We start from the raw sequence: 25,957 nt of genomic DNA, 5'->3' as shown, positions 1-25,957 counted from the left end.
TGCAGGTTAACAAGCCAGTTTAAACAATGATATGAGGCGTGCATTATGACGCCCCATTCGATTTTGTCCTACTTTTCGCATAGCTGCGCTTTTTACGCTTAAATGCTGGTCGTTCAACAGCAGGCAGCGACCTTAACGATTCGGGTACAGGTCCAGTTTTTACTTGTGCCATTAGCTGATCAATACGCTCGTGCAGTGCTTGCATAAACGGTTGATACGCTTGACCTCGTTCAGCCATCGCTTGCAGTTGGTGTTCCCAGTGAGCTGTCATATCTGGGAAGGTAGACTCACTAGGCAATGCATGGATTAAGCCCCTTCCCGCCGGTGTACTGCGAATGATTTTGCCGTCTCGTTTTAATAGCTGACGTTTAAACAACGTATCCAATATCCCTGCGCGGGTGGCTTCTGTTCCCAAACCATCCGTTTCTCGCAGTATTTTTTTCAGTTCTTTATCTTCAACAAAACGGGCAATACCTGTCATTGCTTGTAGTAGCGTTGCTTCCGTAAAATACTTTGGCGGTTCTGTTTTTCTATCTTTAATTTCACCTTCACGACAAATGAGTTCCGTACCAACGACTAAAGGCGGCACGGTATCAACGCCGTCGTCTTGTTCTTCTGACTTACCCGTTAAAGCTTTCCAACCTGCGGACACCAGTTGACGACCAGACGCAATGAAAGTGCCGCCAGCAATATCGAACACCAACTTGGCTTCGGCATAGACCGCTTGCGGATAAAACTGCATCAGATATTGCCGAGCGATAAGCTGGTAAACTTTCATTTCATAGCTAGAGAGCGCATTGACTGATGCTTTTTTAGGGGTCGGAATGATCGCATGATGGGCATCCACTTTGGCGTCATTCCACGCTCTGGATTTAAGAGATAAATTTGCTCCAGAAATGGCAGAATCAAGCTCCTTGGCATTGTTGGCGATAGCATCGACCACGGAAGAAGCCTGAGCCAAATGCTCTTTAGGAAGATAGCGACAATCTGAACGCGGGTAAGTAATCAGCTTATGTTTTTCATACAAACTCTGGCAGGTATCAAGAACCTGCTGCGCGCTCATGTTATAGCGCTTTGCCGCATCTATCTGTAAGGCTGAGAGTGAGTAAGGTAATGGCGCAGACTGCTTGGTTTGATTCTGCTCAGACTCCACCACTTTAGCAGGCTGACCAGCGATCCGCTGAGCAACATTTTCCACCAGCTTACGATTGAGAACTCTACCCTCATCATCTTGCCAAGGCTTACACGCTTCACTCGGCTTCCAACGAGCGCGGATATCAAACGCTCCATTAGCGTCTTGATAAGGAATTAACGCATGCAAGGTAAAATAATCGCGTGGAATGAAGTTTTCTATCTCTTCATCACGTCGAACGACCAGACCTAAAATCGGTGTTTGCACACGACCAACCGACAACACGCCTTGATAGCCAGCTTTTTGTCCCAGCAAAGTGTAGGCGCGTGACATGTTCATCCCATATAGCCAGTCAGCGCGAGAACGCGCTAATGCAGAAACAGACAGCGGAATGAAATCGCGATTACTGCGCATATTAGAAAGTGCGCGTTTTACTGCAGGTAAGTTGAGGTCGCTAATAAGAAGACGTTGAATTGACGATTTCTTATTGCTGGCAACTTTGCAGTAATCGATCACTTCATCCACCAGCAACTGCCCTTCTCTGTCTGGGTCTCCTGCGTGAATGATTTCTGAGTGCTCTTTAATCAGTTTACGCACTACCGTCAGTTGCTTACTGGCGGTTTTTCTCGGCCTTAATTGCCACTGCTCTGGTACAATCGGCAGGTCAGCTAGGTTCCATTTCTTATAACGTTCGTCATAAGCATCTGGCTCAACTTGCTCAAGCAAATGCCCGATGCACCACGTCACCACGTCACCATTTGCACATCGAATAAAACCCTGATCCTTTTTGTGTGGCTTGGGCAACGCATCTGCAATTGCTCGGCCTAGACTTGGCTTCTCGGCGATGAATAATCGGCTCATGGTATCGTTACAGGTAGCTGAAAAAATTAAGGCCACATTATCGAATGTGGCCTTAATAAATCAAGAAAAACTGTAAATTTAAACAGTATTACTCTTCGTTGCTTGCAGAACGTGCTGCTGCTTCTTTAATTAGAGGTTGAAGTTCGCCTTTTTGGAACATTTCCAAAATGATGTCACAACCACCAATCAATTCACCTTCAATCCAAAGTTGTGGGAATGTCGGCCATTGAGCGTACACAGGTAGTTCAGCACGAATGTCTGGATTTTGTAGGATGTCTACATACGCAAATTTTTCACCACAAGCCATTAGCGCTTGTGCAGCTTGAGAAGAGAAACCACAGCTTGGCAGCTTAGGTGAGCCTTTCATGTAAAGAAGGATCGCGTTTTCTTCAATTTGCTGTTTGATCTTGTCGATGGTTTCCATTGCTTCCTCTTAATGGGGTCGTCTTTGATGCCCACATTCTAAATCATTAAGTGAGAATAAAAAGCACATTATCAGTATGGACTTTAAACTTCATCCTCTCCATATCATTCGAAATTATTAAAAGCTTAGCCTACTATTTTTGGAGTCTATCAGCTTAACCAGCTTCGAAGGATATCCGCTTGCGTTTAAAACGCCTCAGTCGTTGTTGATCTGATATAAAACACTTTTATTATGAATTGGGGTTTTAATAAAGTAAAAAGTTGCTAAAATACATATACCCAAGTAACCTCAAGATGCTTGTTCAGCGAGAATTTATTCGCTTTTAAACAAGGCACTGATTTACAAACATAGTCATTCTACGTTGAAAATCAGTAACGTAGGATAAAAGCGAATAAAACTCGCCCTTTGGGATCTCATCAACGAGCCCATCTCGGCGGCAAATAGCTTTGAAAGGGGATGACCATTTCTACAGTTATTTTTATTGATCTGAACTCGTTGATGAAGCTCTGAGTCCAGTATCTTGAAATTACTTGGGTATACAGTCAGTCGTATCGACGAAAACAAAAAACGACATTGGAAGCAATCGAGAGAGTTCTCTCTCTTCACCTATATGGAGAATCGAGCAATGGCATTTGAACTACCAGCTCTTCCTTACGCAAAAGACGCACTAGAACCACATATCTCTGCAGAAACTCTTGAGTACCACTACGGTAAGCACCACAACACTTACGTTGTTAAGCTAAACGGTCTAGTACCAGGAACTGAATTCGAAGGCAAAACTCTAGAAGAGATCATCAAAACTTCTACTGGCGGTGTTTTCAACAACGCGGCACAAGTTTGGAACCACACTTTCTACTGGCACTGTCTAGCGCCAAACGCAGGTGGCGAACCAACAGGTGCAGTGGCTGAAGCAATCAATGCAGCATTCGGTTCTTTCGAAGAATTCAAAGCAAAATTCACTGATTCAGCAATCAACAACTTCGGTTCATCTTGGACTTGGTTAGTGAAAAAAGCTGACGGTTCTCTAGCTATCGTTAACACTTCTAACGCAGCGACTCCAATCACAGAAGAAGGTGTAACTCCACTTCTAACTGTTGACCTATGGGAACACGCGTACTACATCGACTACCGTAACCTACGTCCAGATTACATGAACGGTTTCTGGGCTCTAGTTAACTGGGAATTCGTAGCTGCTAACCTAGCTAAATAATTTCTAGTCGCAGCTCAAGCGATTAAAAAACAAACGATGCTAAGCCTGCAAATTTGCAGGCTTTTTTTGTCTTTCTAAACTAAAGAATTTGTTCTCGTTGCCGTTATAAGAGCATCAAGTGGAGAACAAAATGCAAGTACATACATTAGATAAAGCGGGGATTATCAATGAACTGAACATAGGTTCAGGGATTTGTCACGCCGTCCATCAAGGACGACGAGCCGACTTTTCTTTACTTGTCGCCCTCTTCTCCAATGATGTTCGGGACAATACACCCGTTGAACAAGTTGAACAGCCGGAAACTACTGACGATCTCTTGCGAGAACGCTTTGAGCTGGCAGAGCCACAACCACTTAGGAACGATCAAAGTTCCTATGCGATATCCGCTAAACAAGCAGAACTCTTCCATCATGGGGGGCTTGCGAGCGCCAAACTCTGTCACTACCTCACTCCTGAAGTACTGACTTATTTGCCCGAGGATACACAAGATCTTCCAGAGGACGTTTATCTCAACCTTTCCGGACATGAGAGGCGCCATCTCGCGGTAAAAACGCCACCAAAGACATTACCATTCGATCTGTACAATAAGCTGACCACCGCATATCGACATGATCAATTGCGAGCACAGACTTAGGTCAACGAACAAGTAGTTTTAGTGCGAACATTCTCAGGTCATTGCTTTAGAGTGTGAAACACTGCTCAAAATGGTCACTGATAATAGAAACTAAACCTTTTCTTTGAGTTCATTCACACAAAGTGTCACATCCTTCACCCATTCTTACTGTTCGAAAGTTAATCGAAATAACTAAAAACCAAACAGAAGGTGCGTACTATGGAAATTAAAAGCGCCATTGTTTTAATAACTTCAGCAAGCTCACAGCTAGGCAGTACTCTCGCGACGCATTTCACCTGCCTCGGTGCAACCGTCATTTTATGTGATACAGATAAACAAGGTTTATATGAAACCTTCAACCGCTGTAGAGAACTCTCAAATCACGTTGATTGCTACCACCTTAGAGACCATTCACAAGAGAGTTTAAATAGGATGTTCGACAGTATTGAATCGAGTTATCACACCGTTCCCGATGTGCTGATCAACAATTGGCCGTCTTCGCCAATGCCATCTCTGATCGATGAAAAGCCAACCGAGTTGTTTATTAAGAAACTGGCTTTAATGGCATCTTCTTTATTTTCTTTTGGTCAGGCTTGCACCGAACGTATGCGTCAACATAACATCAAAGGAGTGATTGTGAATGTCATTTCACTCAATGACAGCCAAGATTGTTCCGGCATAGAAAATGCCAGTTGTATGGTGTCTGGATTTACACAAAGTTGGGCGAAGGAGCTGGTTCCTTTCAATATTCGAGTAGGCGGCGTTGTTCCCATGCTTTCAGCTAGCAAGCATAAAAATCATTGGGTAGAAGTTCAGGATGATCTCATTCGCAACACAGAATACATTGTCGCGAATGAATATTTCAGCGGACGAGTAATGTCAGCCTAACGAATAGTGATCAGCAAAAGACTAAAAGCCCTCTTCCATATAGGAATCAAGGTAATCTTCTTCGCTGTTATCGACTTCCGTTGGCTTTTCCACTTCAGCAGTAAAGTCTCTGCGCTGCAGATAAGCCGCGCGAGTGAAAGAGTAGGAATCGGGAGAACTATCTAATAGTGCTTCTTGGTTTACTAAAGCTGCACGGGTTTCCATACCTTCCAAAGCCCATTTGCCTACTGATGCCCAGATATTTAAGTACGAGAGTGGTGCATATAAGCCATCAACCACATCGCCAGCTTCGCGTACTACAACAGGACCGTAGCCTGGAACCATGACATAAGGCCCTTTCCCCACACCATGATGCCCAATTGCATCGCTAAAGGCCTTTTCACCATGTTTTGTAATTCCAGCTTCGGAAGCGATATCGATCAAGCCAAGCAAACCAAACGTTGAGTTAATCCAGAAGCGGTTGAAGTGATCGAGTGCTTTCTTACCATTTCCCATCAATAAGTTATTGATCATGCTCGAAGGTTCATCGAGATTCGAAAGAAAGTTAGAGATACCGTGGCGAACAGGGTCCGGCGTGTAGTCTACATAAGCAAGAGAAACGGGACGCACAAAATAAGGATCTAGGTAATCATAGTTCAATGCCCACATCGTGCGGTTGAACCCTTCAAAAGGGTCATTGACTTGTGGATCTGACGCGTTTTGATTGTCAGGAACGGAACTACACCCGGTGATGGCAACCATCAAGCTCAGTAAGACAATCCTTGTTAATCGGCTGATCATTATTATTATTTCCTTAACCAATCGACAGAAGGCCAATGAAAACATTGACCTTCTGGTTTTTTATAAAGGTACAGTATTAAAACTGTTTATTGATTTCAACTTTTACCTCACTTCCCAGTTCAACGACTTGGCTTTCCCCAAACCAATCGCCGTCTCGAGTAGCCACATTGCCGTCAGAGTCAACTCGAACTCGAACAATCAGGGCTGGTAAATCAGACAACTTACGTCCCTGCATCATGCTGTTCGAATCATCCATAATAACTGTGAACGGGAACTTGCCCAGCGGATATCTTGCAGCAGCGATAGGCATTGGCGCACCATCTGCTGAATGCACAGAGACAATCACAACACCTTGGCTCGGTAGTACCACTTCACTGCCCAATGAAATTGAAACTGAAATTGAATGATCATCCAGCACCGTTGGTTCCATTTTGGCTTTTGCACTGGCGATACTGCGTGACAACATTTCGTAACGACCATCATTAGGACCAATCATTTGTTGCATAGACTTCCAGTGTTCAATCGCAGTTGGATAATCCTGACGTTCAAATGCATCAAATGCCAGCAACGAATAGACACGTAAATCAACGTAGTCAGCTTTCAGCATTTTATTCAGTAGTGTGCGAGCACTTTGCTGATCAATCTGGTCATTCGAGAGCATCAAAGCTTGCGCATAACCTAACTTAATATCACCATCTTGCGGTTCGATGGCGTACGCTTTCTTCATCGCACCAATCGCGGTTTCCATATCACGATTCGCCAAACCGATACGACCTAGCAGCAACCAACCTGTCGAATCTTGTGGTTCATAATGGAGACGCGTTCTTAAAGCTAAGGTTAAGTCTTCCATCTCTTTATCGCTCAGCTCAACCCCTTGAGGGTTCATCAGCTTCTTCGATAACTCAGGAAGGTTCTGGCTAATATCTTGCCAATGCTGCACTTTTTGGTAATTACCAAAAACGGCATACAAGCCATAGCTCAATGCCACCACAAGAATAAGCGAAGGAACAAGAACCATAGAGGTTGATAAAGCTCGCTCTTCGGTCTTGTTCTGGTCATTTGGAATATCGTCCAGTAGCGATTGTTTAAGATCCGCGACCAGCTCTTGCTGGTCTTCAACTAAACCTTCATCGGTTTCGACCGCTAATTCGGCAAGTCGATCTTTGTAGAAAGCTTTGTTGAGATCGTCACGCAGTGCAGCATCGTTATTCGCTTTTGGTTTAAGCATTGGAATAGCGACAAAGACACACGCAATCGCGACAAGAATTAGCGTTAACACCCAAAATAAAGTCATTACTGCTTATCTCCGTCTTTATCTTCTTCCAATAAGGCTTTCAAACGTTGTTCTTTGTTTTCGTCCCACTCTCCAGCTTCAGTACTGACTTTGCGGCGCTTAGTGCGTAAAACAATAACAACAAAGCCAATCACTAATACAGACAGAGGAGCGACCCACAAAATCGCGGTAGAAACCGTTAATGGTGGATTGTAAGTAACGAAGTTGCCGTAACGGGCAATCATGTAATCGATAATGTCACTTTTGGATTTCCCCTCTTTGGTCATCTCGTAGACTTTTTGACGTAAGTCCTGAGCCAACGCCGCGTTAGAATCCGCAATAGAATTGTTCTGACACTTAGGGCAACGCAGAGTATTACTCAATTCATGAAACTGAGCTTCTTGCTCTGGTGTATCGAAATCGTAAACATCAATAGCAGCAATGACCGAAAAAGACAGCAGTGCGGCAGCGATTAAAGCGAATAACTTAGCTCTCATTGCTTCGCCTCCTGCAACAGTTGCTCATATATCGGAGCCAATGTTTGTTTCCAGTTAGTCGGGTTAACATCACCAACATGGCGATAACGAATCACGCCGTTAGCATCAATCAGAAATGTCTCTGGGGCACCATAAACACCAAGATCCAATCCAAGCATACCGTTGCCGTCAAACAGGCTGATAAGGTATGGGTTACCCAATTCATTCAACCATTGAACGGCCTTATCGCGTTGGTCTTTGTAGTTTAAGCCAATAATTTTCACATCTTGCTTGGAAAGTTCATTTAAGTACTGGTGCTCGGCATAACACGTTGGGCACCAAGTCGCCCAAACGTTAAGCAGCAGCGGCTCGCCACGGAATATAGATTGATCGTAAAGCTTGCCGGGTTCAGCTAAGTCTTCTAAACGAAACTCAGGTACTTGTTTGCCTACAAGAACCGATTCCAACTTAGTTGGGTCGTCACCACCAGCGTTTCTCATCAATTGAGTGCTAAAAATGGCAACTAAACCGAGAAAAACAACCAGAGGGATAAATAATATCTTCTTGTTCATTTAAGCCTCCTTCACTGCTGTTTTTCTGAAGCGGTAACGTTTATCACTGATTGCGAGAATGCCGCCGATAGCCATCAATATACCGCCAGCCCAAATCCATCGTACAAACGGTTTGTAATACAGACGAACGGCCCATGCATCACTGTTATCAAGGCGCTCACCCATTGCGATATAAAGGTCACGAGTAATTCCGCGGTCAATCGCAGCTTCTGTCATCATAGACTTAGCTGTATTGTAGAAACGTTTCTCAGCATTCAATGTATTGACGTACTGACCATTCTTTGTAACTTCGAACTGAGCAACATAGCCGTCATAGTTCGGCCCATCACGATCAAGTAAGCCTTTGAAATAGAAGTCGTACTCGTTCAACTGGAAATGCTCACCCGGTGCTAAACGCACATCACGTTCGATGCTGTAGTTTTGCACCATAGCAATACCAATAATCGTAATCGCTAAACCAATGTGACCAAGAACCATTGACCAATGACTTCGATGAATCTGCTTCACACCGACCATAAAGGTATGGCGGTGAGTGGCACGTTGATGAACCTCATAACCATGCAATAAGATAATCCACCACGCCATTACCCAGCCCATAAACGCCAGACCGGTATACGACTCTGCCGTTACGAATACACAAGCAGCCGCCAATGCGAGAGAGCCAACAGCGGAAATAGCCATAGGTTTCGCTAAAACAGAAAGGTTATCTCGCTTCCAGCGAACCAGTGGACCAATGCCAAGCAATAAGGCAAATGGCACCATCAACCAGCTAAACAAACTGTTAAAGAATGGCGCACCAATTGAAACAGATCCAAGACCTAACTGCTTATGAACCAGTGGTAACAGAGTACCAATCAAAACCACAACCAAGGCGGTAATCAGTAATACGTTATTGGCTAGAAGCGCGTTTTCACGTGATACCAGCTCATAATTTCCTCGCGCTCGTACCGATGCTCCTTTCACTGCAAACAGCAGTAAAGATCCGCCGATAACAAAGACTAGGAAAGCTAAAATGAACATTCCGCGTGCAGGATCAGAAGCAAATGCATGCACAGAAACCAGAATACCCGAACGCACTAGGAATGTACCCAGTAGGCTTAGTGAGAATGCAGAAATCGCAAGCAGAACCGTCCAAGCTTTAAACGTGCCACGTTTTTCCGTCACGGCAAGCGAGTGGATTAAAGCGGTACCCGCTAGCCAAGGCATAAATGATGCGTTCTCTACTGGATCCCAGAACCACCAGCCACCCCAGCCAAGTTCATAGTAAGCCCACCATGAGCCTAGAACGATACCCATAGTCAGAAACAACCAAGCCGCCGTTGTCCAAGGACGAGACCAGCGAGCCCAAGCGGTATCAAGACGTCCCGTCATGAGTGATGCAATCGCAAAAGAGAAGGCTACAGAAAAACCTACATACCCCATGTATAACATCGGTGGGTGAATGATTAGACCTGGGTCTTGCAGCAATGGGTTCAAATCGCGCCCGTCGATAGGGAAATAAGGCAATGTGCGTAAGAACGGGTTAGAGGTGACAATGATAAACAGTAGGAAACCTACGGAGATCATACCCATAACAGCAAGTACGCGCGCCACCGATTCTTGCGGCATACCACGGCTAAAACTTGCAACCGCAACAGTCCAAGCAGCCTGAATTAACACCCACAACAGAAGCGAACCTTCGTGCGCTCCCCAAACCGCAGTTAATCGGTAATACCATGGGAGCAGGCTATTTGAGTTACTTGCTACGTATTTAACCGTGAAATCATTGGTATAGAATGCCCAAAGCAAAATGCCGAATGACAATAACAAAAATGAGAACATCCCCCACGCCAGAGGACGGGCGGAGTTCATTAATAATGTGTTATTTCTTGATGCGCCAACTAAAGGCAGTAGGCTGAGCAATACCGCTAAGCCCAACGAAATAATCAGGGCAAAGTGACCTATTTCTGCAATCATTGATCACTTCCTTGTTTTTGTTCTGCTGTATACGTCATCGGCGCATGGTTCTTTTCCATCGCTTCTGCAATTTCAGGTGGCATATATTCTTCGTCATGCTTAGCCAGCACTTCAAAAGCTTCAACTGTGGTCGCATCCACTAATACGCCTTGAGCAACAATGCCCTGACCTTCACGGAACAAATCAGGAAGAATGCCTTCGTAAACCACAGTGACTGATGGGCCAACGTCGTGCAATAAAAAGCTGACTTTTAGCGAGTTAGGATCGCGTTTAACCGACCCAACAGTGACCATTCCGCCAATACGTAAGCGCTGACCAACCTCTGGCTTCTTACCATCTTTACCGTTCACTAATTCTGTCGGCGTATAGAATAAGTCCATATTTTGGCTTAATGCATAGAGAATCAAACCTGTTGTCGTGCCTAAACCAATGAGAATAGCGAGGACAATACCGAGCCTCTTTTTACGTCTTGGGTTCACAGTGTGTTCTCCATATGTTTGGCCGCTTCAATACGCTCTTGACGCTTAATTTTATTTCTAACTTCTTTCATCAGCGCCTTACTACGATTGATACTCAAAAACCATAAAACAGCCATCGATAAATAGGTAATGCCGAAACCACCCCAAACGTAGCTGGCGTAGCCACCCATCGCGAAAAAATCTGACCAAGTTTCAAAATGCATGGTTACTCTCCTTTCTCTGCTTGGGCTAGTTGGATAACCCACGGACGATGACTCTCTTTGCTGATAATTTCGTTTCTCAAGCGTGCAACTGTTAAGGCACCGAAGAAAAAGGCAAAGCCAAAAATATTCAGTAACAGAGGCCACAACATACTGGCGGAGATAGAAGGCTTCTCAAACTTAGTGATCGTTGCGCCTTGATGTAACGTGTTCCACCATTCCACAGAGAAATGAATGATTGGCAGGTTAATCACACCGACAATTGCTAAAATGCCTGCCGCTTTCGCTGCCGTTTTTTGATCGTCAAAAGCGTGGTAAAGAGCAATAACGCCAAGGTAAAGGAAAAGCAGAATTAATTCTGAAGTCAGGCGAGCATCCCAAACCCACCAAGCACCCCACATAGGTTTTCCCCACACTGCACCAGTAATAAGTGCGATAAAGGTGAATACCGCACCGATAGGTGCCATGGCTAATGCTGCCATATTGGATAATCTCACCTGCCAAACAATGCCGATAAAGGCGGCGATTGCCATCGACATGTAAGCACCCATCGACCAAATTGCTGAAGGCACGTGAATATAGATAAGCCTGAAACTATCACCTTGCTGGTAGTCCGACGGAGCAAATGCAAGTCCCCAGACTGTTCCCGCGGTCAAACAGGCAAAAGCTAAAACAGTGAACCAAGGGAAAAACTTCCCACATAACTGATACGCAGATTCTGGCTTAGCGTAGGGATGGAGCCATTTCCACATTGTTTGTCCTCACTTTGCTTCTAATACTTAACTTATTGATGTTAAGTTTTTTATGTAAATTTAGGCTAAATTAAAATACTTTTTGTTAGTTAACACTTACTCGCAATGCGGCGCTAATCGCGAACGGTGTTAATGTCATCGCTCCAACCAGCATTGCAGCTAATATGGCCAATTGCCCGTTGTAAGCCATTCCCAAAGAAGCTGCATCTATCGCTGAGGTAGCGAAAATTAAGATCGGTATATACAAAGGCAAGACTACAAGGCTGAGCAGCACGCCACCTTTTTGTAGACCAACCGTCAATGCTACACCGATAGCACCAATAAAACTCAGCGTTGGTGTCCCAAGCAACAGTGTCGCTACCACACCAAGCCAAGTATCAAAATTCAACGACAACAGAATAGCCAACAATGGACTTATTAATATCAGAGGTACACCAGTAAGTAACCAGTGTGCTATCACTTTTGACAGAGCAACAACAGAAAGTGGCGCTGGCATTATCATCATCTGCTCAAGAGCACCATCTTGAAAGTCATCACGGAACAAGCGCTCTAAAGAGAGTAAAGCTGAGAGAAGTGCCGCAACCCATACAATACCCGGAGCAATCCGAGAAAGCAGCCCCGGCTCTGGACCAATGCTGAGCGGAAACAAAGTAATCACGATGATAAAAAACCACAGAGGATTAAAAATATCGGCTTGGCGTCGGAAAGCGATTAGGAGTTCACGCCGAATGATCATCGCCATGGTTGAAAACATTAGGCGTCTCCCAGTTTGATTTTACGCAACTTGTCGTGATCGGCGAACATATCTTGGTGCGTAGTTAGAATAACAATACCGCCATTTTCCGCATGTTTTAGAAACAGAGCTTCCAATACTTTCACACCTTGTTTATCAATCGCGGTCAAAGGTTCATCCAAAATCCACAACTTCTGTTCGCTTAGCCATAACCTTGCTAAAGCGACGCGTCGCTGTTGTCCAGCCGACAATTTAGCAACTGGAACATCCTCTCGACCAACCAAACCAACTTGCACCAATGCTTGATAGATGTCTTCTTTGCTATTTTTTGATGAATGCACTGATTGGTAAAAATGCAAATTCTCAAAGGCCGTTAGCTCTCGCTTAATACCGGTTTGATGCCCCAAAAATAGTAAATCTGTATGGTAGCTGTCTCTATCTTCTTCGATATTGACCTTGTTCCAGTAAATCTCGCCTTCGTCGCGGTCAGCAAGGCCTGTGATAATACGCAACAAAGTCGTTTTACCTGTACCATTTCGACCTTCAATCTGGACGAGTTCGCCCGCGTCGATATTGAATGACAAATGCTCGAATAGCACCTTTTCATCGCGAATAGCAGTGAGATTGTTAACGTCCAGCATGAGCTTCTATAGAACAAATTAGGGTCTGCTATATTAACACACCACAGTTTAGACAAAATAGATGAAGGGTATTACTAATCACGAAACTACGTAAGAATCTGTTAATTTTTAGTTATTTGTTTTTCTTTTACCACTTTGTGATTAAAAACAACCACCTCGAAAAAACAAAAAAAGGAAGCGAATGGCTTCCTTTTAGACTTAATGAATGTTTCTAACGAGATTGCTTTCGCACTGGCGGCCTGTTCGGCACCACACGCGCTTTGCCTTCTGGATGACTCGCTAATGGCGGAATCGCCTCTTTACCCTGCAGTTTCTTCTGCAAAGACATCATCAGTTCAGCTTCAGCTTTCGGTAATTCACACTCTTCGATCAGTTCGTCTAGATCGGCACCGAGTTTGACCATTTTGCTCGCTCGACTGTATAAGCGCGCATCTGTATCGGCGTTTTCAAGTTCCTTCAACCTGTCGTTAAGGTGCTTGATAATCTCTTGTTGATCATTAACTGTTTTGCCAAGACCAACAACGACTGAGCGCACCTCTAACAGCTGCTTGCTCGCTTTCTGCTGTTCTTTATCAGAATGTCGAAGTTGCTGCCTGAAATAGTCACCCTGACGTATCATGGCTCGGCGTAGACTAACCCACACCAAACCAATCAGCATCACTAACAGTGCAACACCACCCGCTAAAAACGGAGATGCATAAGACATCAACTCATTCATTATAGATGAGCCATTTCGTCCCATTCTTCGTCAGAAAGCAGTTTATTTAGGTCAACCAAGATCAGCAGTTTACCGTCACGGTTGCTTACGCCTTGGATGAACTTAGAGCTTTCATCTGTACCAACACTTGGAGTGGTATCAATTTCAGAAGAACGTAGGTATACAACCTCAGCCACGCTATCAACCAAGATACCGATCACTTGACGTTCAGATTCGATCACTATGATACGAGTGTTGTCACTGGTTTCACCCGGCATCAAACCGAAACGAGAACGCGTGTCGATAACCGTCACTACGTTACCACGTAAGTTGATGATACCTAGGACATAGTCTGGCGCACCTGGTACAGGAGCGATTTCAGTGTAACGAAGTACCTCACGCACTTGCATTACGTTGATGCCATAGGTTTCTTCTTCTAGTTGGAACGTCACCCACTGAAGTACTTCATCCTTCGAGTGTTCTTTTCTAACTTCAACTTCGTTAGCTTGAGACATACCTTTTCCTCTCTAAGTCGTTACCGACAAAAATATTATTTTATCCAGAGCTATTTATCTAATGCTTTTACATCAAGCCCTGCATTAAGCATAGCTATCAATGCTTCAACATGGATCAAAGCACACATTTTTTCTTTAACCATACCAGCAAGCCACGGACGTTTACCGACCTGCTCTCGCCAGCGAATGTTTTCACTGCTTAGCGTTTCTGTCCCCAACAGCTGAGAACACGCCAGACCCCACATGCTCTCTCCCAACATAACAATATATTGGTACGCTTCTTTGTAACTATCGTCACGCAGCTTTTCTGCCATAACCCACTTTGCCGTATCAACGACATCAAGTTGAGAATCGCGGTTAGTCTGTAAACCTAAGTACCAAGCTGGACGCCCAATAAGGTGATTAAGTTCAGCCTTACGATGGATACCGCCCAGTTCATCCAGTGGAACAGCAAATGTTACACCATTGACATCGAAGTATAGAACTTGGAAATTTTGGTCTCTGACTGGTGTTTCCCAATGTCCAAGATCCGCTGCACCTGATTGAGTTTGTAGTTCAACATCAACGTGCTCTTCAACCACAATCTCTGGTTCAATGTCTGCAATTTCGTTTTCTACACTAACTTCTTTTACTTCGACCTCAGTCGTTACAACTTTAGCCTCAGGTTCAACTTGTGTGATGTCTGTTTCTAAGTCCCATTCTTGAATCTCTTCAATAACGGGTTCTTGAATACTGGGTTCTTCTACAACTGGTTGCGTCGCAACTTGAATATCAAGTGTGTTCTGTTCCAATACCTGTTCAAGCTCGAGTTCAGCCACAGGATTACTTGCTTCCATCTGGCTCAACAGACGCTGAACATCTTCCAGATTGGGCATCTCTAGTTCTTGTAAGTCGTCTAGAGAATCATCCAAATAACTTTTTTCTGGAACAGATTGAACCATAGGAGCCAGTTCCAGCTCCTTTTCAACGGGCTGCTCTTCTATCAACTCTTCTTCTAGAAGAGCCGTAAAATAATCATCTAATGCTTGTTCACTTGATAGTGAATGGCTACTGCTCATTAATAGCAAGCCTCTCCAAATACAATAGCAACTGTTTATAAGCAAATACGCCGCGACTACCCTCGGCGAAATGGGATGCAGGTAAGCGCTTCAAACTTGCATCTCTAAATTTGGTATCAATAGGTACTGCTGAAGACCACACCTGATCGGGGTAGTCTTTCTTAAGCTGTGTTAAGGTTTGCAACGATGCGCGAGTACGTTTGTCGTACATAGTTGGTACGATCGTCACTTTAAATTCGCGACTCCGTGACTTCTGCATAATGGCAAGAGTACGAACCATGCGCTCCAACCCTTTCATCGCTAGAAATTCAGTTTGTACAGGGATAAGTATTCGGTCACTTGCTGCCAGCGCATTGACCATCATCACACCCAAAATAGGCGGACAATCAATCAGTACATAATCATAACGTTGACGCAAAGCCATTAATGCACGCTTAAGGATTAACCCCATTCCACTACGGTTACCCATAACACGGTCTAAAGTCGCCAGCGACATATGCGCAGGAATCAGGTCAATACCTTCAACGTCGGTTTTTAATATCAAAGGTTTAACGCTTTGTTCGTTATACTCTTTTAACTGAAACAGATCGAACAAGCTGGTTGGAACGCTATCTGAATCGTAACCCAGATACGTCGTTAACGATGCGTGTGGATCGGTATCCACCAGCAAGACGCGTTTTCCTTGTTTACTTAACAAACCGGCTAACGTAATCGTTGTTGTGGTTTTACCTACGCCACCCTTTTGGTTTGCAACGCTCCAAACAATCATTAAATATCCTTATGCAAGACCTACTTCAACCAGCATTCTTTCAGCAATCCGGTCTAGTGGCAGATCTTCAGATGAAATACCTGATTTCGCGACAGCTTGTGGCATGCCATACACCACGCAACTTGCTTCATCTTGTGCCCAAATGGTTGAACCCGCAGATTTCAGCATTCGAGAACCTTCGCGTCCATCAGCACCCATACCGGTCAAAATCATTGACAGCACTTTATCGTTATAAACTTTTGCCGCAGATCCAAAGGTGACATCCACGCATGGCTTATAGTTCATGCGTTCACCACCATCCAGAATACGAATTTTCGCAGCGCCCGGACGGCCTTCCAGCATCATTTGCTTACCACCCGGTGCTAAATAAGCGACACCTGGACGTAGTGGATCGCCATCTTCAGCTTCTTTGACTTGAATTTTGCATAGTGAATTCAAACGGCTCGCGAATGCAGCGGTAAACGTTGCTGGCATATGCTGAACAAGAACAATCGGATGAGGATAATTGGCTGGCAGTTTAGTCAGAATCTTTTGTAGCGCAACCGGACCACCAGTAGAGGTACCAATAGCAGTTAGCTGATAACTTTTACCAGAAGCTTTGAAGCGAGCCATAGAAGACGAAGGTCTTGCTGCAGGTGCAGCCGACGCTGTCGTGTTTGCTTGGGCGCGTCCAAATGGACTGGTTGTTGATGTCGCAGTAGAGGTTGTCGCAGAGCGCGTTGCACCGCCAATTGGACGGCGCATAAAACTCTTTTTCGCAGCGATTTGAATCACTCGTTGCTGTAGCAAGCTCACTGCTTCATCGCGATTACGTGCAATATCTTCAAACTTCTTCGGTAAGAAATCTAAAGCGCCTGCGTCTAGTGCGTCTAACGTTGCTTTAGCACCTTCTTGCGTTAACGAAGAAAACATCAAAATCGGTGTCGGATTTGATGCCATGATTTGACGGACGGCTGTAATACCGTCCATCACAGGCATCTCAATATCCATAGTAATCACATCTGGCTTTAGACGTTCGGCTTTTTCAACCGCTTCTTTACCGTTAGTTGCGACATCGATGACTTCAAGTCGTGCTTCAGAGTTTATGATTTCGCTTACTCTGCGTCGGAAAAAACTTGAGTCATCAACAACTAATACTTTAATCGCCATAGTTTTCCTTAAATTTATACTCTTACTTAAACTCGAGAAGCGGCTGCATAGCGTTTAAGAAGATCTGGAACATCAAGAATTAATGCAATGTGTCCGTCACTGGTAATTGTCGCACCAGCCATACCCGGAGTACCTTGCAGTAATTTATCCAGTGGTTTGATAACCACTTCTTCTTGACCAATTAAAGTATCAACAACGAAACCAACACGCTGGCTGCCTAGCTGAACAATAACCACATGCCCATGTCCTTTACGCGCTTCTACTTGACCCGCTTGCGGTGCTAGCCAGTTTTGCAGATAGAAAAGCGGAATCGACTTGTCGCGAACAATGATCGTCAACTGTCCATCAACAACGTTAGTTCTGCCTAAATCTAAGTGGAAAATTTCGTTCACGCTAGCCAATGGCAGCGCAAATGGATGCCCTGCGACACCAACCATTAGTGTTGGCAAAATCGCCAGAGTAAGCGGTACTTTGATTGTGATCTTAGTGCCTTTACCCAGCTCAGAATCGATATCGATTGAACCGTTTAAGGTGTTGATAGCCGTTTTTACAACGTCCATCCCTACACCACGACCTGAGATATCAGAGATCTTCTCTTTACTGGAGAAACCAGGCATGAAGATAAGGTTAAAGCACTCTTTGTCAGTCAGGCGAGAGGCTGCATCTTCATCCATCATTCCACGCTTAACCGCAATAGAACGTAGTTTTTGAGGGTCCATACCTGCGCCATCATCAACGATAGCCAGTTCAATATGATCACCTTCTTGTGAAGCAGAAAGGATCACTTTACCGGTACGAGACTTGCCAGACATCGCTCGATCATCCGGCATTTCAATACCGTGGTCTACCGAGTTACGAACCAAGTGAATCAATGGATCCGCTAGTGCTTCAACCAAGTTTTTGTCGAGGTCAGTCTCTTCACCGCGCATTTCAAGCACGATGTCTTTATTTAAGCTACGCGCCAAGTCTCGAACCACGCGAGGGAAACGGCCAAAGACTTTCTTAATTGGCTGCATGCGGGTTTTCATCACGGCGCCTTGTAAATCAGCCGTGACGACATCAAGATTTGCAACCGCTTTAGACATTTCTTCGTCGTTACTATTTAATCCAAGGCTTAACAGACGATTACGTACCAACACCAACTCACCCACCATATTCATGATGACATCTAAAGTTGAAGTATCCACACGCACCGTTGCTTCTGCTTGGTTCTGCGGTTTCTTAGCCGCCGCCACTTCACGTTTTTCTGCAGGTTCTTTCACCGCAGGAACCACTGGTTTCTCTGCCGCTGCTACTGTAGGCGCAACTGCTTTTGGCGCAGGGGCTTTTGCTGCCGCTGCTGGTTCTGCTGGCTGAGGGTTGGCAGCCGCTGGACGCGTTGCCATATCTAGCTCTTCAATTGAAGGCCCTTTACCTGAACCGTGCAATTCATCGAGAAGTTTTTCAAATTCTTCATCGGTCATTAAGTCGCCGTCAGCCCCTACTGCACTCGATGCCGCTGGTTGAGCAGGCTTACTTGGAGCAACAGGCTCAGCAGGCTGTTCAGGTGCACTGCTGTTGGTCGGGCTTTTACCCTTACCGTGCAGTTCATCAAGCAGCTTTTCAAACTCATCATCGGTGATATCACCGCTTAAGTCCGCATTTGTCGATGCGCTTGGTGTCACAGGAGCGGCTTCAGATTGTGCCGCAACGCCTGCTGGGCTTTTGCCCTTACCGTGCAACTCATCTAATAGCTTTTCAAATTCGTCTTGAGTAATTTCGTCGATAGAATCAGCCGACAATTTCGTTTCTTCTGGCGGGTTTTGAACCGGAGCTTCAACGACTGGTTGTTCAACAATTTCATCAACGACAGGTTCTTCAGCAACCGCAGCAGGAGCATCTTCAGATTCTGGCTTACATAAGTTATGTAGCTCATCAAGGAGTGCTGGGTCAGCAGGTGTCAACGGTTCGCCATCTTGAACGGCTCGGAACTGTTCATTCACGGTATCAAGTGAACGAAGCATAGTATCCATCAAGCTTGGGGTAACACTGCGTTGACCATTACGTAAAATATCGAACACGTTTTCCGCGCCGTGACAAGTTTCTACCAACTCTGTTAGAGATAAGAAGCCTGCGCCACCTTTTACTGTGTGGAAGCCGCGGAAGATTGCGTTTAACAGATCTTTGTTTTCAGGGTCATTTTCTAACTCGACTAATTGCTCAGAAAGCAACTCGAGGATTTCACCTGCTTCAACCAAAAAGTCTTGAAGAATGTCTTCGTCTAAATCGTAGCTCATACGTTACCCCTAAAAACCAAGACTCGACAATAAATCGTCTACTTCGTCTTGAGATGCGACAGCATCTTCTCTCTGATGAGGATTCAAAATTGGTCCTTCAGCTTGAGTTGATGCTTTTTTCTCGCTAACTATTTGTTTCTGTTGTTCTGATTGTTCTTTACCAAACGCCGTCAAAATATCGACCAAACGTTGTTCTACTTCGTTCACCAAAGTAATAACGCGGCGAATAATTTGACCGGTCAAATCTTGGAAGTCTTGCGCCATCAATATTTCAGTTAGTTGACCACGCAACTCACTACTGTCACCTTCAACTTGTGACAATAGTTCATCAACACGATGACATAACGCTTTGAATTCGCTGAGTTCTATTTGACCACGCATAAGTTCGTTCCATTGAGGACGAACAAGCAGTAATGTTTCATGTAGACTGTCAGCAATAGGCATACAACGGTCTACAGCATCCATTGTTTTGTTTGCTGCGACTTCCGTTTTTTCTATTACGTAGGTTAACCGAGTCCTTGCGTCAGGAATCTCATCCTTAGCAATTTCTGTGATTCGATCGTCAATTTGAAACTGCTGAAGTGAATCATGTAGATCTCGGGTCAGTTCCCCGATCTCTTTAAACATCGGGTTACGTTCAGACTCAAAGACTCGCTTTAGAAATAGATTCGCTTCGTCTTGCAATCCATTCTCTAGCAATTCAACGAGTTCTTTGGCTTGTTCTAATGAAATCATTCTGATATAGCCTTACACGCTTAATGAATAGAGCACCTTCGTCCTAGCAAAAGTGTTATAGACGTTCGAATATTTTTTCTAATTTTTCTTTAAGGGTCGCGGCTGTAAACGGCTTCACAATGTAACCATTAACGCCAGCTTGAGCGGCTTCGATGATCTGTTCGCGCTTTGCTTCTGCAGTAATCATCAAAACAGGAAGATGCTTCAGTTCAGCGTCTGAACGAATATGCTTCAACAGATCGATTCCTTGCATACCAGGCATGTTCCAGTCTGTTACAACAAAGTCAAACTCACCCTTTTTGAGCATTGGCAATGCCGTCAAACCATCGTCTGCTTCTTGTGTATTATTGAAGCCCAAATCACGAAGTAGATTCTTTACAATACGGCGCATTGTTGAAAAGTCATCAACAATAAGGATCTTCATGTTTTTATTCAAAATTGCCTCCACTGAGTTCGAAATCAGTGATATTTAGTCATTTTGTGTCCAAGAACTTAACTTTGTTCTTAGACGTTGCATAGATTGGCTTAGTATTTGGCTTACTCGGGACTCACTCACACCAATGACTTCACCAATTTCTTTCAAGTTTAACTCTTCATCATAATAGAGCGAAAGTACTAAGGCTTCACGCTCCGGAAGTGATTTTATTGACTCAACCAATGCTTTACGGAACGATTCATCAGCAACACCTTGAAATGGAGAGTTATCCTCATCATCTTCCAGTGGGGAAATAGCATCGTCCGAAACACCTAAGTCTTCGATGCCGACAATGCGCGAGCAGTTAATATCACTTAACACAGTATGATACTGGTCAAGCGGCATATTTAAATGCTTGGCAACTTCGGCATCGCTAGGATCTCGATTTAGTATTCCTTCTAATTCAGAGATCGCCTGGCTAATTTCTCGGTTGTGTCTGTGCACCGAGCGCGGTACCCAGTCACCGCGTCGAATATCATCGAGCATAGCTCCACGAATTCGAATTCCTGCATAGGTTTCAAAGCTAGCGCCTTTACTCCCATCATAATTCTTTTGAGCTTCAAGCAGACCAATCATCCCGGCTTGGATTAAGTCGTCAATCAAAACGTTGGGCGGCAGGCGTCCAATCAAGTGATGTGCAATACGCTTAACCAATACAGAATATTGCTCAAGAAACAGCTGTTGGCTGTTCAAAGCTCCATATTGATTGTAGGTAAGCGCTTTATTCACCAAATGGTTCCTCTACTGTTTCTGATCGATTAAGTAGCCGCTCAACAAAAAATTCTAAATGGCCACTTGGTGTTTTCGGTATTGGCCACGTGGTTGCTTTATTTGCCAATGAGCTAATCGCTAAAGAGGCCGGAGAACGCGGGAATGCATCAACCACGTTGCGTTGTCTTTTCACTGCCTGACGAACATTATCGTCCAGAGGAATACATGCTACGAGTTCAAGGCTGACATTCAAGAAGCGTTCTGTGACTAATGTCAATTTAGCAAATAATTCCCGACCTTCACGATAACTTCTCACCATGTTTGCAACAATCTTAAATCGTCGAACTTGGTGTTCTCTGCTTAAAAGTTTGATCAACGCATATGCATCTGTGATTGAAGTCGGCTCATCACACACAACAACCACAACATCTTGTGCTGCTCGAGCAAAGCTGACAACCATATCAGAAATACCGGCCGCTGTATCGACTAAAAGCACGTCCATCTCATCTTCCAGCGTACCAAACGCTCGAATTAAGCCGACATGTTGCGCATGTGACAGTTCTGTCATCGACTGCGTACCTGAAGTCGCTGGAATAATCTGAATACCGTGCGGTCCTTCAGTTATAGCATCTTTTAGCTCACACTCGCCAGCAAGCACATGCCCTAGGTTACGCTTAGGACGAATACCGAGCATAACGTCGATATTGGCTAGGCCGAGGTCTGCATCCAGAACCATGACTTTTTTACCTTCGCGAGCCATACAAATAGCCATGCCTAAGGTTACGTTTGATTTGCCCACACCACCTTTACCACCAGTCACCGTAATGACTTTGGTTAGCGATGGCTGAGATAAGCGACGTAAGCCGCTTGCTTGGTCATATATCATTTTATTCGTCATATCTGTACGCCGCCTAGAATTTCTCTGAATCACTATTCCAATAGTGAGGTTCATTTTCTGTCGACTTCTCTAGTAATTCGTTTGCCTTTGCCACCATGTATTTAGGCTGAGCAAGCACAATGTCTTCAGGTACACGTTGTCCATTCGCTATGTACGCGACAGGTAATGAGTTTTGAACTACCACACTGACAAACTCACCTAAGCTCAAACATTCATCGAGCTTAGTCATGATGCAACCTGAAAGAGGAATTCTTCTAAAGTGTTCGATGGTTTCCTGCAGTACCTTTCTCTGCGCTGTTGCAGGCAGAACAAGGTAGCTGTGAATCACTTCCCCACTCTCTTGCATCAAGGTATCTAGCTGTTCGGATAAGCGAACATCACGTTGTCCCATACCTGCTGTATCGACCAAAACGAGTCGGCGATTTCTCAACTGATATATTACTTCGGCTAACTCTTTGGAATCTTTAGCAACTCTTACAGGACAACCCATAATTCTTCCGTAAATCGACAACTGCTCATGTGCGCCGATACGGTAGGTATCTGTCGTGACCAGTGCAACATTGTCAGAGCCAAACTCCATTGCAGCACGAGCCGCAAGCTTAGCCACTGTAGTTGTTTTACCCACCCCTGTTGGACCTAAAAGAGCCACAACACCACCACGTTTTAAGATGTCTTGTTTTACGACTGGTATTTGGTCTGACACTAAGCCTAACAAGGCTTTCCAAGCTTTAGGTGGTGGAGTATCTTCTGGAATATAACAAGCTAGTTGGTCAGCTAAATCGAGTGATACACCCATACGCTCTAAACGCTTAATCAGCATTGCTCGTAGTGGTTCACGACGTTCAACTTCTTGCCACATCAGACCAGATACTTGGTGCTCTAAAAGACGACGGATTGAAGTCATCTCTTCACGCATATTTTCTAAATCTTGCGCAGAAACTTTCGCTTCTTCAGGATGATTGCGCTCAAAGCGAGATGGATCTAAACGTAGCTTACGTTGCTCTTGATTGGTCTCTTCTTCAGCCCAACGACTTACTTTAGATTGCGGTGCGCTGGATTGATTTGAATGGCTGGTTTCTCTTTGACGTTGTAGTAAAGCAGAAAGAGAATCTTCATTCTCCGAACGACGAGAGTCTTGTTCTGGCATTGCTCCGTTGCTGTACTGCTTAAGCATATTAGCGAAACGTTGCGTCATTGAGCGACCTTCGGCTGCGCTAGCCTGCAAGCTGACTCGGTCTTCTTCCAGTTCGCGTCGGGCAGGTTGTCTCGTCAAAGATTGAGAAACCTGACTGTTACTGAATCTTGGTTGGGAGCTGTAAGGTTGTTGAGTTCTCGGCTGTGATACAGCTGGAGACGCAGACGGCTCACCATCCACTGCCGCCACGATTTCGACACCACCAGCGACTTTTTTATTCGACATGATCACCGCATCCACGCCCAACTCTTCTTTGACTTGGAGTAGCGCAGTTTTCATATCTTTGGCAAAAAATCGTTTTATTTTCAAAGCTGATATCCGTCTTTAACGTGAGGCGAACTAATTATCTAACAACAGCTAATTACCTACCGCCTGCACAATTCGAATTTGTTTCTCGTCAGGTATCTCTTGGTACGAAAGGACACGTAAGCTAGGAATGGTATTTTTCACAAACTTAGCCAGTGTCGAGCGGAGAACACCTGAAGTGAGCAATACTGCTGGCTCACCTTTCAATTCTTGTTCTTGTGTTGCTTGGCTCAATGCCATTTGTAACCTTTCAGCAAGTCCCGGTTCAATGCCCGCAGACTCGCCACCTGAAGCTTGCATAGTTTGATGCAATATTTGTTCCAGCTCTGGTATCAATGTAATCACAGGTAGCTCTGGCTCTATACCATTGATTTCCTGAACGATTAGACGCTTCAATGATATGCGCACAGCCGCTGTCAAGATGTCAGGTTCTTGACTCTTACTGGCGTATTCAGAAAGTGTCTGAACTATGGTTCGGATGTCGCGAATAGGTATGGCTTCGTTAAGAAGATTCTGCAGAACTTTCACCACTACGCCCAATGAGAGCTGATCAGGCACAAAACCTTCGACCAGCTTCGGCGTTGACCGCCCAAGCATTTCAAGTAAATTCTGCACTTCTTCGTGACCAAGTAACTGGGAAGCATTATTGGTTAACAGTTGACTCAGATGTGTCGCCAGTACGGTAGACGAGTCAACAACTGTGTACCCCAAAGCTTGGGCATGCTCACGTTGGTCTTCACGAATCCAAACAGCTTCAAGGCCGAAAGCTGGGTCAAAGGTGCGTTCGCCTTCAATCATGCCGTAGACTTGCCCCGGGTTGATAGCGAGCTCTTGGTCAGGGCGAATTTCTGCTTCACCGGCAGCAACTCCCATCAAGGTAATGCGGTAACTGTTCGGTGTGAGTTCTAAGTTGTCGCGAATATGTACAGCAGGAATAAGGAAACCAAAGTCTTGCGATAGCTTCTTACGCACCCCTTTCACACGCTCTAGCAATTCTCCGCCTTGATCTCTGTCCACCAAAGGAATTAAGCGATAGCCCACTTCTAGACCAATGATGTCTACTGGCTGTACATCATCCCAAGAGAGTTCTTTTTGTGATGGAGCTTCGCCATCTATTGTGGCTGGAAGTTTGGTGGTTTCTTCTTTTTCAGATTTCTGTTTGCGTTGAATCCAGTACGCAGAGCCACCAGCAATCGAAGCAAGCAGCAAGAAAGCGAAATGAGGCATTCCCGGAACAATACCCATAACACCAAGTATTCCGGCAGTTATCATCAGCGCTTTCGGGTTATCAAAAAGTTGGAAGATGACCTGTTCGCCCATGTCTTCATCGGTATTTTGACGCGTTACCATGATTGCTGCGCCAATAGACAGTAAGAGCGATGGGATCTGAGCGACTAAGCCATCACCGATGGTTAATAGGGTATAAATTTCAATCGCTTCGCTAAAGCCCAAACCATATTGAGCCATACCGATAGCCAAACCACCGATGATGTTAATAAATAGAATTAGGATACCAGCGATGGCGTCCCCTTTAACAAACTTAGAAGCACCATCCATTGAACCGTAGAAGTCGGCTTCTTTCGTCACTTCAAAGCGACGGGTGCGCGCTTGTTCTTGATCAATCAAACCTGCATTTAAGTCGGCATCAATTGCCATTTGCTTACCGGGCAAAGCATCCAAGGTAAAGCGAGCACTAACTTCAGAAATACGACCCGCACCTTTGGTGACAACCATGAAGTTGATGATCATCAGGATAAGGAATACCACTAAACCAACGGCATAGTTACCACCGATAACCACGCTACCAAATGCCTCGATAACGTTACCAGCCGCGTTGCCCCCTTCATGACCTTTCAGCAAAACCACACGCGTTGATGCAACGTTCAAAGCTAAGCGAAGTAAGGTCGCGATAAGCAGTACCGTCGGAAATGCAGCGAAATCCAGAGGTCTACGGGTATAAACCGTCACTAACAACACTACCATCGACAATGCGATATTGAAGGTAAAGAACAAGTCCAACAAAAAGGCAGGGATCGGCAGAACGACCATTCCCAGTGTCGCAAGCACCATAATAGGCGCACCAATTGCTGGCATGCTGCGCTGTGGAATGGAAGGTAACTTATCCGCAAATGGCAGAGTAAACTTCATAGGCCTATAAACTATTCGTTAATACTAAAATTTAA

26 protein-coding genes and 2 pseudogenes are annotated in these 25,957 nt (G+C 44.8%); 3 read left to right on the top strand and 25 right to left on the bottom strand.

Going from position 1 to position 25,957, the window contains the following annotated elements:
• Positions 1-43: 43 nt before the first annotated feature.
• Complete coding sequence (locus HUO09_RS02160) at positions 44-1,993, bottom strand: DNA topoisomerase III (protein WP_188232829.1); 1,950 nt, start codon at positions 1,991-1,993, stop codon at positions 44-46.
• Between the two features lie 88 nt (positions 1,994-2,081).
• Complete coding sequence (locus HUO09_RS02155; RefSeq protein WP_167413375.1) at positions 2,082-2,417, bottom strand: Grx4 family monothiol glutaredoxin; 336 nt, start codon at positions 2,415-2,417, stop codon at positions 2,082-2,084.
• 625 nt (positions 2,418-3,042) lie between these two features.
• Here HUO09_RS02155 and sodB point away from each other — a divergent pair.
• From sodB to HUO09_RS02140, 3 genes are all read left to right on the top strand, one after another.
• Positions 3,043-3,627 (top strand): superoxide dismutase [Fe], encoded by a 585-nt coding sequence (gene sodB, locus HUO09_RS02150; protein ID WP_042483784.1) that lies wholly within the window; start codon positions 3,043-3,045, stop codon positions 3,625-3,627.
• 130 nt (positions 3,628-3,757) lie between these two features.
• On the top strand, positions 3,758-4,261 hold the full coding sequence (locus tag HUO09_RS02145) for a VC2046/SO_2500 family protein (RefSeq protein WP_188232828.1): 504 nt from the start codon (positions 3,758-3,760) through the stop codon (positions 4,259-4,261).
• 198 nt (positions 4,262-4,459) lie between these two features.
• A complete protein-coding gene (locus tag HUO09_RS02140; protein WP_167413377.1) occupies positions 4,460-5,128 on the top strand; it encodes an SDR family oxidoreductase in 669 nt (222 codons plus the stop codon).
• 21 nt (positions 5,129-5,149) lie between these two features.
• On the opposite strand, the gene HUO09_RS02135 is transcribed toward HUO09_RS02140, so the two are convergent.
• From HUO09_RS02135 to flhA, 23 genes and pseudogenes are all read right to left on the bottom strand, one after another.
• Complete coding sequence (locus HUO09_RS02135) at positions 5,150-5,908, bottom strand: VacJ family lipoprotein (RefSeq protein ID WP_188232827.1); 759 nt, start codon at positions 5,906-5,908, stop codon at positions 5,150-5,152.
• Positions 5,909-5,984: 76 nt separating this feature from the next.
• The gene (gene ccmI, locus HUO09_RS02130; protein ID WP_188232826.1) at positions 5,985-7,202 is read right to left on the bottom strand and encodes a c-type cytochrome biogenesis protein CcmI; all 1,218 of its coding nucleotides are present in this window, start codon (positions 7,200-7,202) and stop codon (positions 5,985-5,987) included.
• Positions 7,202-7,678 carry a cytochrome c-type biogenesis protein gene (locus tag HUO09_RS02125; RefSeq protein WP_188232825.1) on the bottom strand — a complete coding sequence of 159 codons (477 nt, stop codon included), beginning with the start codon at positions 7,676-7,678 and terminating at the stop codon, positions 7,202-7,204. The genes ccmI and HUO09_RS02125 overlap by 1 nt, the downstream gene beginning before the upstream one ends.
• Positions 7,675-8,229, bottom strand: a complete 555-nt coding sequence (locus HUO09_RS02120) for a DsbE family thiol:disulfide interchange protein (RefSeq protein WP_188232824.1) — start codon at positions 8,227-8,229, stop codon at positions 7,675-7,677. Before HUO09_RS02120 ends, HUO09_RS02125 begins: the two co-directional genes overlap by 4 nt.
• The gene (locus tag HUO09_RS02115; RefSeq protein WP_188232823.1) at positions 8,230-10,185 is read right to left on the bottom strand and encodes a heme lyase CcmF/NrfE family subunit; all 1,956 of its coding nucleotides are present in this window, start codon (positions 10,183-10,185) and stop codon (positions 8,230-8,232) included.
• On the bottom strand, positions 10,182-10,664 hold the full coding sequence (gene ccmE, locus HUO09_RS02110) for a cytochrome c maturation protein CcmE (protein ID WP_167413383.1): 483 nt from the start codon (positions 10,662-10,664) through the stop codon (positions 10,182-10,184). The genes HUO09_RS02115 and ccmE overlap by 4 nt, the downstream gene beginning before the upstream one ends.
• Complete coding sequence (ccmD, locus tag HUO09_RS02105) at positions 10,661-10,867, bottom strand: heme exporter protein CcmD (protein WP_042483811.1); 207 nt, start codon at positions 10,865-10,867, stop codon at positions 10,661-10,663. Before ccmD ends, ccmE begins: the two co-directional genes overlap by 4 nt.
• Positions 10,868-10,869: 2 nt before the next feature.
• Positions 10,870-11,616 carry a heme ABC transporter permease gene (locus tag HUO09_RS02100; protein WP_188232822.1) on the bottom strand — a complete coding sequence of 249 codons (747 nt, stop codon included), beginning with the start codon at positions 11,614-11,616 and terminating at the stop codon, positions 10,870-10,872.
• Positions 11,617-11,701: 85 nt separating this feature from the next.
• Positions 11,702-12,370 carry a heme exporter protein CcmB gene (gene ccmB / locus HUO09_RS02095; protein ID WP_167413009.1) on the bottom strand — a complete coding sequence of 223 codons (669 nt, stop codon included), beginning with the start codon at positions 12,368-12,370 and terminating at the stop codon, positions 11,702-11,704.
• Positions 12,370-12,990: a cytochrome c biogenesis heme-transporting ATPase CcmA gene (gene ccmA, locus HUO09_RS02090; RefSeq protein WP_188232821.1), complete on the bottom strand. Its 621-nt coding sequence runs from the start codon at positions 12,988-12,990 to the stop codon at positions 12,370-12,372. The genes ccmB and ccmA overlap by 1 nt, the downstream gene beginning before the upstream one ends.
• A gap of 211 nt (positions 12,991-13,201) precedes the next feature.
• Entirely contained in the window at positions 13,202-13,732 is a 531-nt protein-coding gene (locus HUO09_RS02085; RefSeq protein WP_188232820.1) for a DUF2802 domain-containing protein, read from the bottom strand.
• A complete protein-coding gene (locus tag HUO09_RS02080) occupies positions 13,708-14,202 on the bottom strand; it encodes a chemotaxis protein CheW (protein WP_042483825.1) in 495 nt (164 codons plus the stop codon). The genes HUO09_RS02085 and HUO09_RS02080 overlap by 25 nt, the downstream gene beginning before the upstream one ends.
• Positions 14,203-14,252: 50 nt before the next feature.
• A complete protein-coding gene (locus HUO09_RS02075) occupies positions 14,253-15,260 on the bottom strand; it encodes a chemotaxis protein CheW (RefSeq protein ID WP_188232819.1) in 1,008 nt (335 codons plus the stop codon).
• Positions 15,250-16,029 carry a ParA family protein gene (locus HUO09_RS02070; protein ID WP_167413005.1) on the bottom strand — a complete coding sequence of 260 codons (780 nt, stop codon included), beginning with the start codon at positions 16,027-16,029 and terminating at the stop codon, positions 15,250-15,252. The genes HUO09_RS02075 and HUO09_RS02070 overlap by 11 nt, the downstream gene beginning before the upstream one ends.
• A gap of 9 nt (positions 16,030-16,038) precedes the next feature.
• Positions 16,039-17,178, bottom strand: coding sequence for a chemotaxis response regulator protein-glutamate methylesterase (locus tag HUO09_RS02065; RefSeq protein ID WP_188232818.1), 1,140 nt, complete (start codon positions 17,176-17,178; stop codon positions 16,039-16,041).
• A gap of 26 nt (positions 17,179-17,204) precedes the next feature.
• Positions 17,205-19,454, bottom strand: a complete 2,250-nt coding sequence (locus tag HUO09_RS02060) for a chemotaxis protein CheA (RefSeq protein ID WP_167413003.1) — start codon at positions 19,452-19,454, stop codon at positions 17,205-17,207.
• 9 nt (positions 19,455-19,463) lie between these two features.
• Entirely contained in the window at positions 19,464-20,189 is a 726-nt protein-coding gene (locus HUO09_RS02055) for a protein phosphatase CheZ (protein WP_167413002.1), read from the bottom strand.
• 55 nt (positions 20,190-20,244) lie between these two features.
• Positions 20,245-20,613 carry a chemotaxis response regulator CheY gene (gene cheY, locus HUO09_RS02050; protein ID WP_167413010.1) on the bottom strand — a complete coding sequence of 123 codons (369 nt, stop codon included), beginning with the start codon at positions 20,611-20,613 and terminating at the stop codon, positions 20,245-20,247.
• A gap of 45 nt (positions 20,614-20,658) precedes the next feature.
• Complete coding sequence (locus HUO09_RS02045) at positions 20,659-21,393, bottom strand: RNA polymerase sigma factor FliA (protein WP_167413001.1); 735 nt, start codon at positions 21,391-21,393, stop codon at positions 20,659-20,661.
• The gene (locus HUO09_RS02040; protein ID WP_042483851.1) at positions 21,386-22,273 is read right to left on the bottom strand and encodes a MinD/ParA family protein; all 888 of its coding nucleotides are present in this window, start codon (positions 22,271-22,273) and stop codon (positions 21,386-21,388) included. The genes HUO09_RS02045 and HUO09_RS02040 overlap by 8 nt, the downstream gene beginning before the upstream one ends.
• Before the next feature lie 13 nt (positions 22,274-22,286).
• Positions 22,287-23,303: pseudogene (gene flhF / locus HUO09_RS02035) on the bottom strand (flagellar biosynthesis protein FlhF); the annotation flags it as partial.
• A gap of 45 nt (positions 23,304-23,348) precedes the next feature.
• Positions 23,349-23,777: pseudogene (locus HUO09_RS22575) on the bottom strand (flagellar biosynthesis protein FlhF); the annotation flags it as partial.
• Positions 23,778-23,825: 48 nt separating this feature from the next.
• Positions 23,826-25,922: a flagellar biosynthesis protein FlhA gene (gene flhA / locus HUO09_RS02030; RefSeq protein WP_167412999.1), complete on the bottom strand. Its 2,097-nt coding sequence runs from the start codon at positions 25,920-25,922 to the stop codon at positions 23,826-23,828.
• Between the last annotated feature and the right edge of the window lie 35 nt (positions 25,923-25,957).

This window comes from Vibrio sp. Y2-5, from assembly GCF_014596725.1.
Lineage (GTDB): Bacteria > Pseudomonadota > Gammaproteobacteria > Enterobacterales > Vibrionaceae > Vibrio.
The sequence above is the reverse complement of the archived record's forward strand: the minus strand, read 5'-3'. Positions and strand labels throughout refer to the sequence as shown.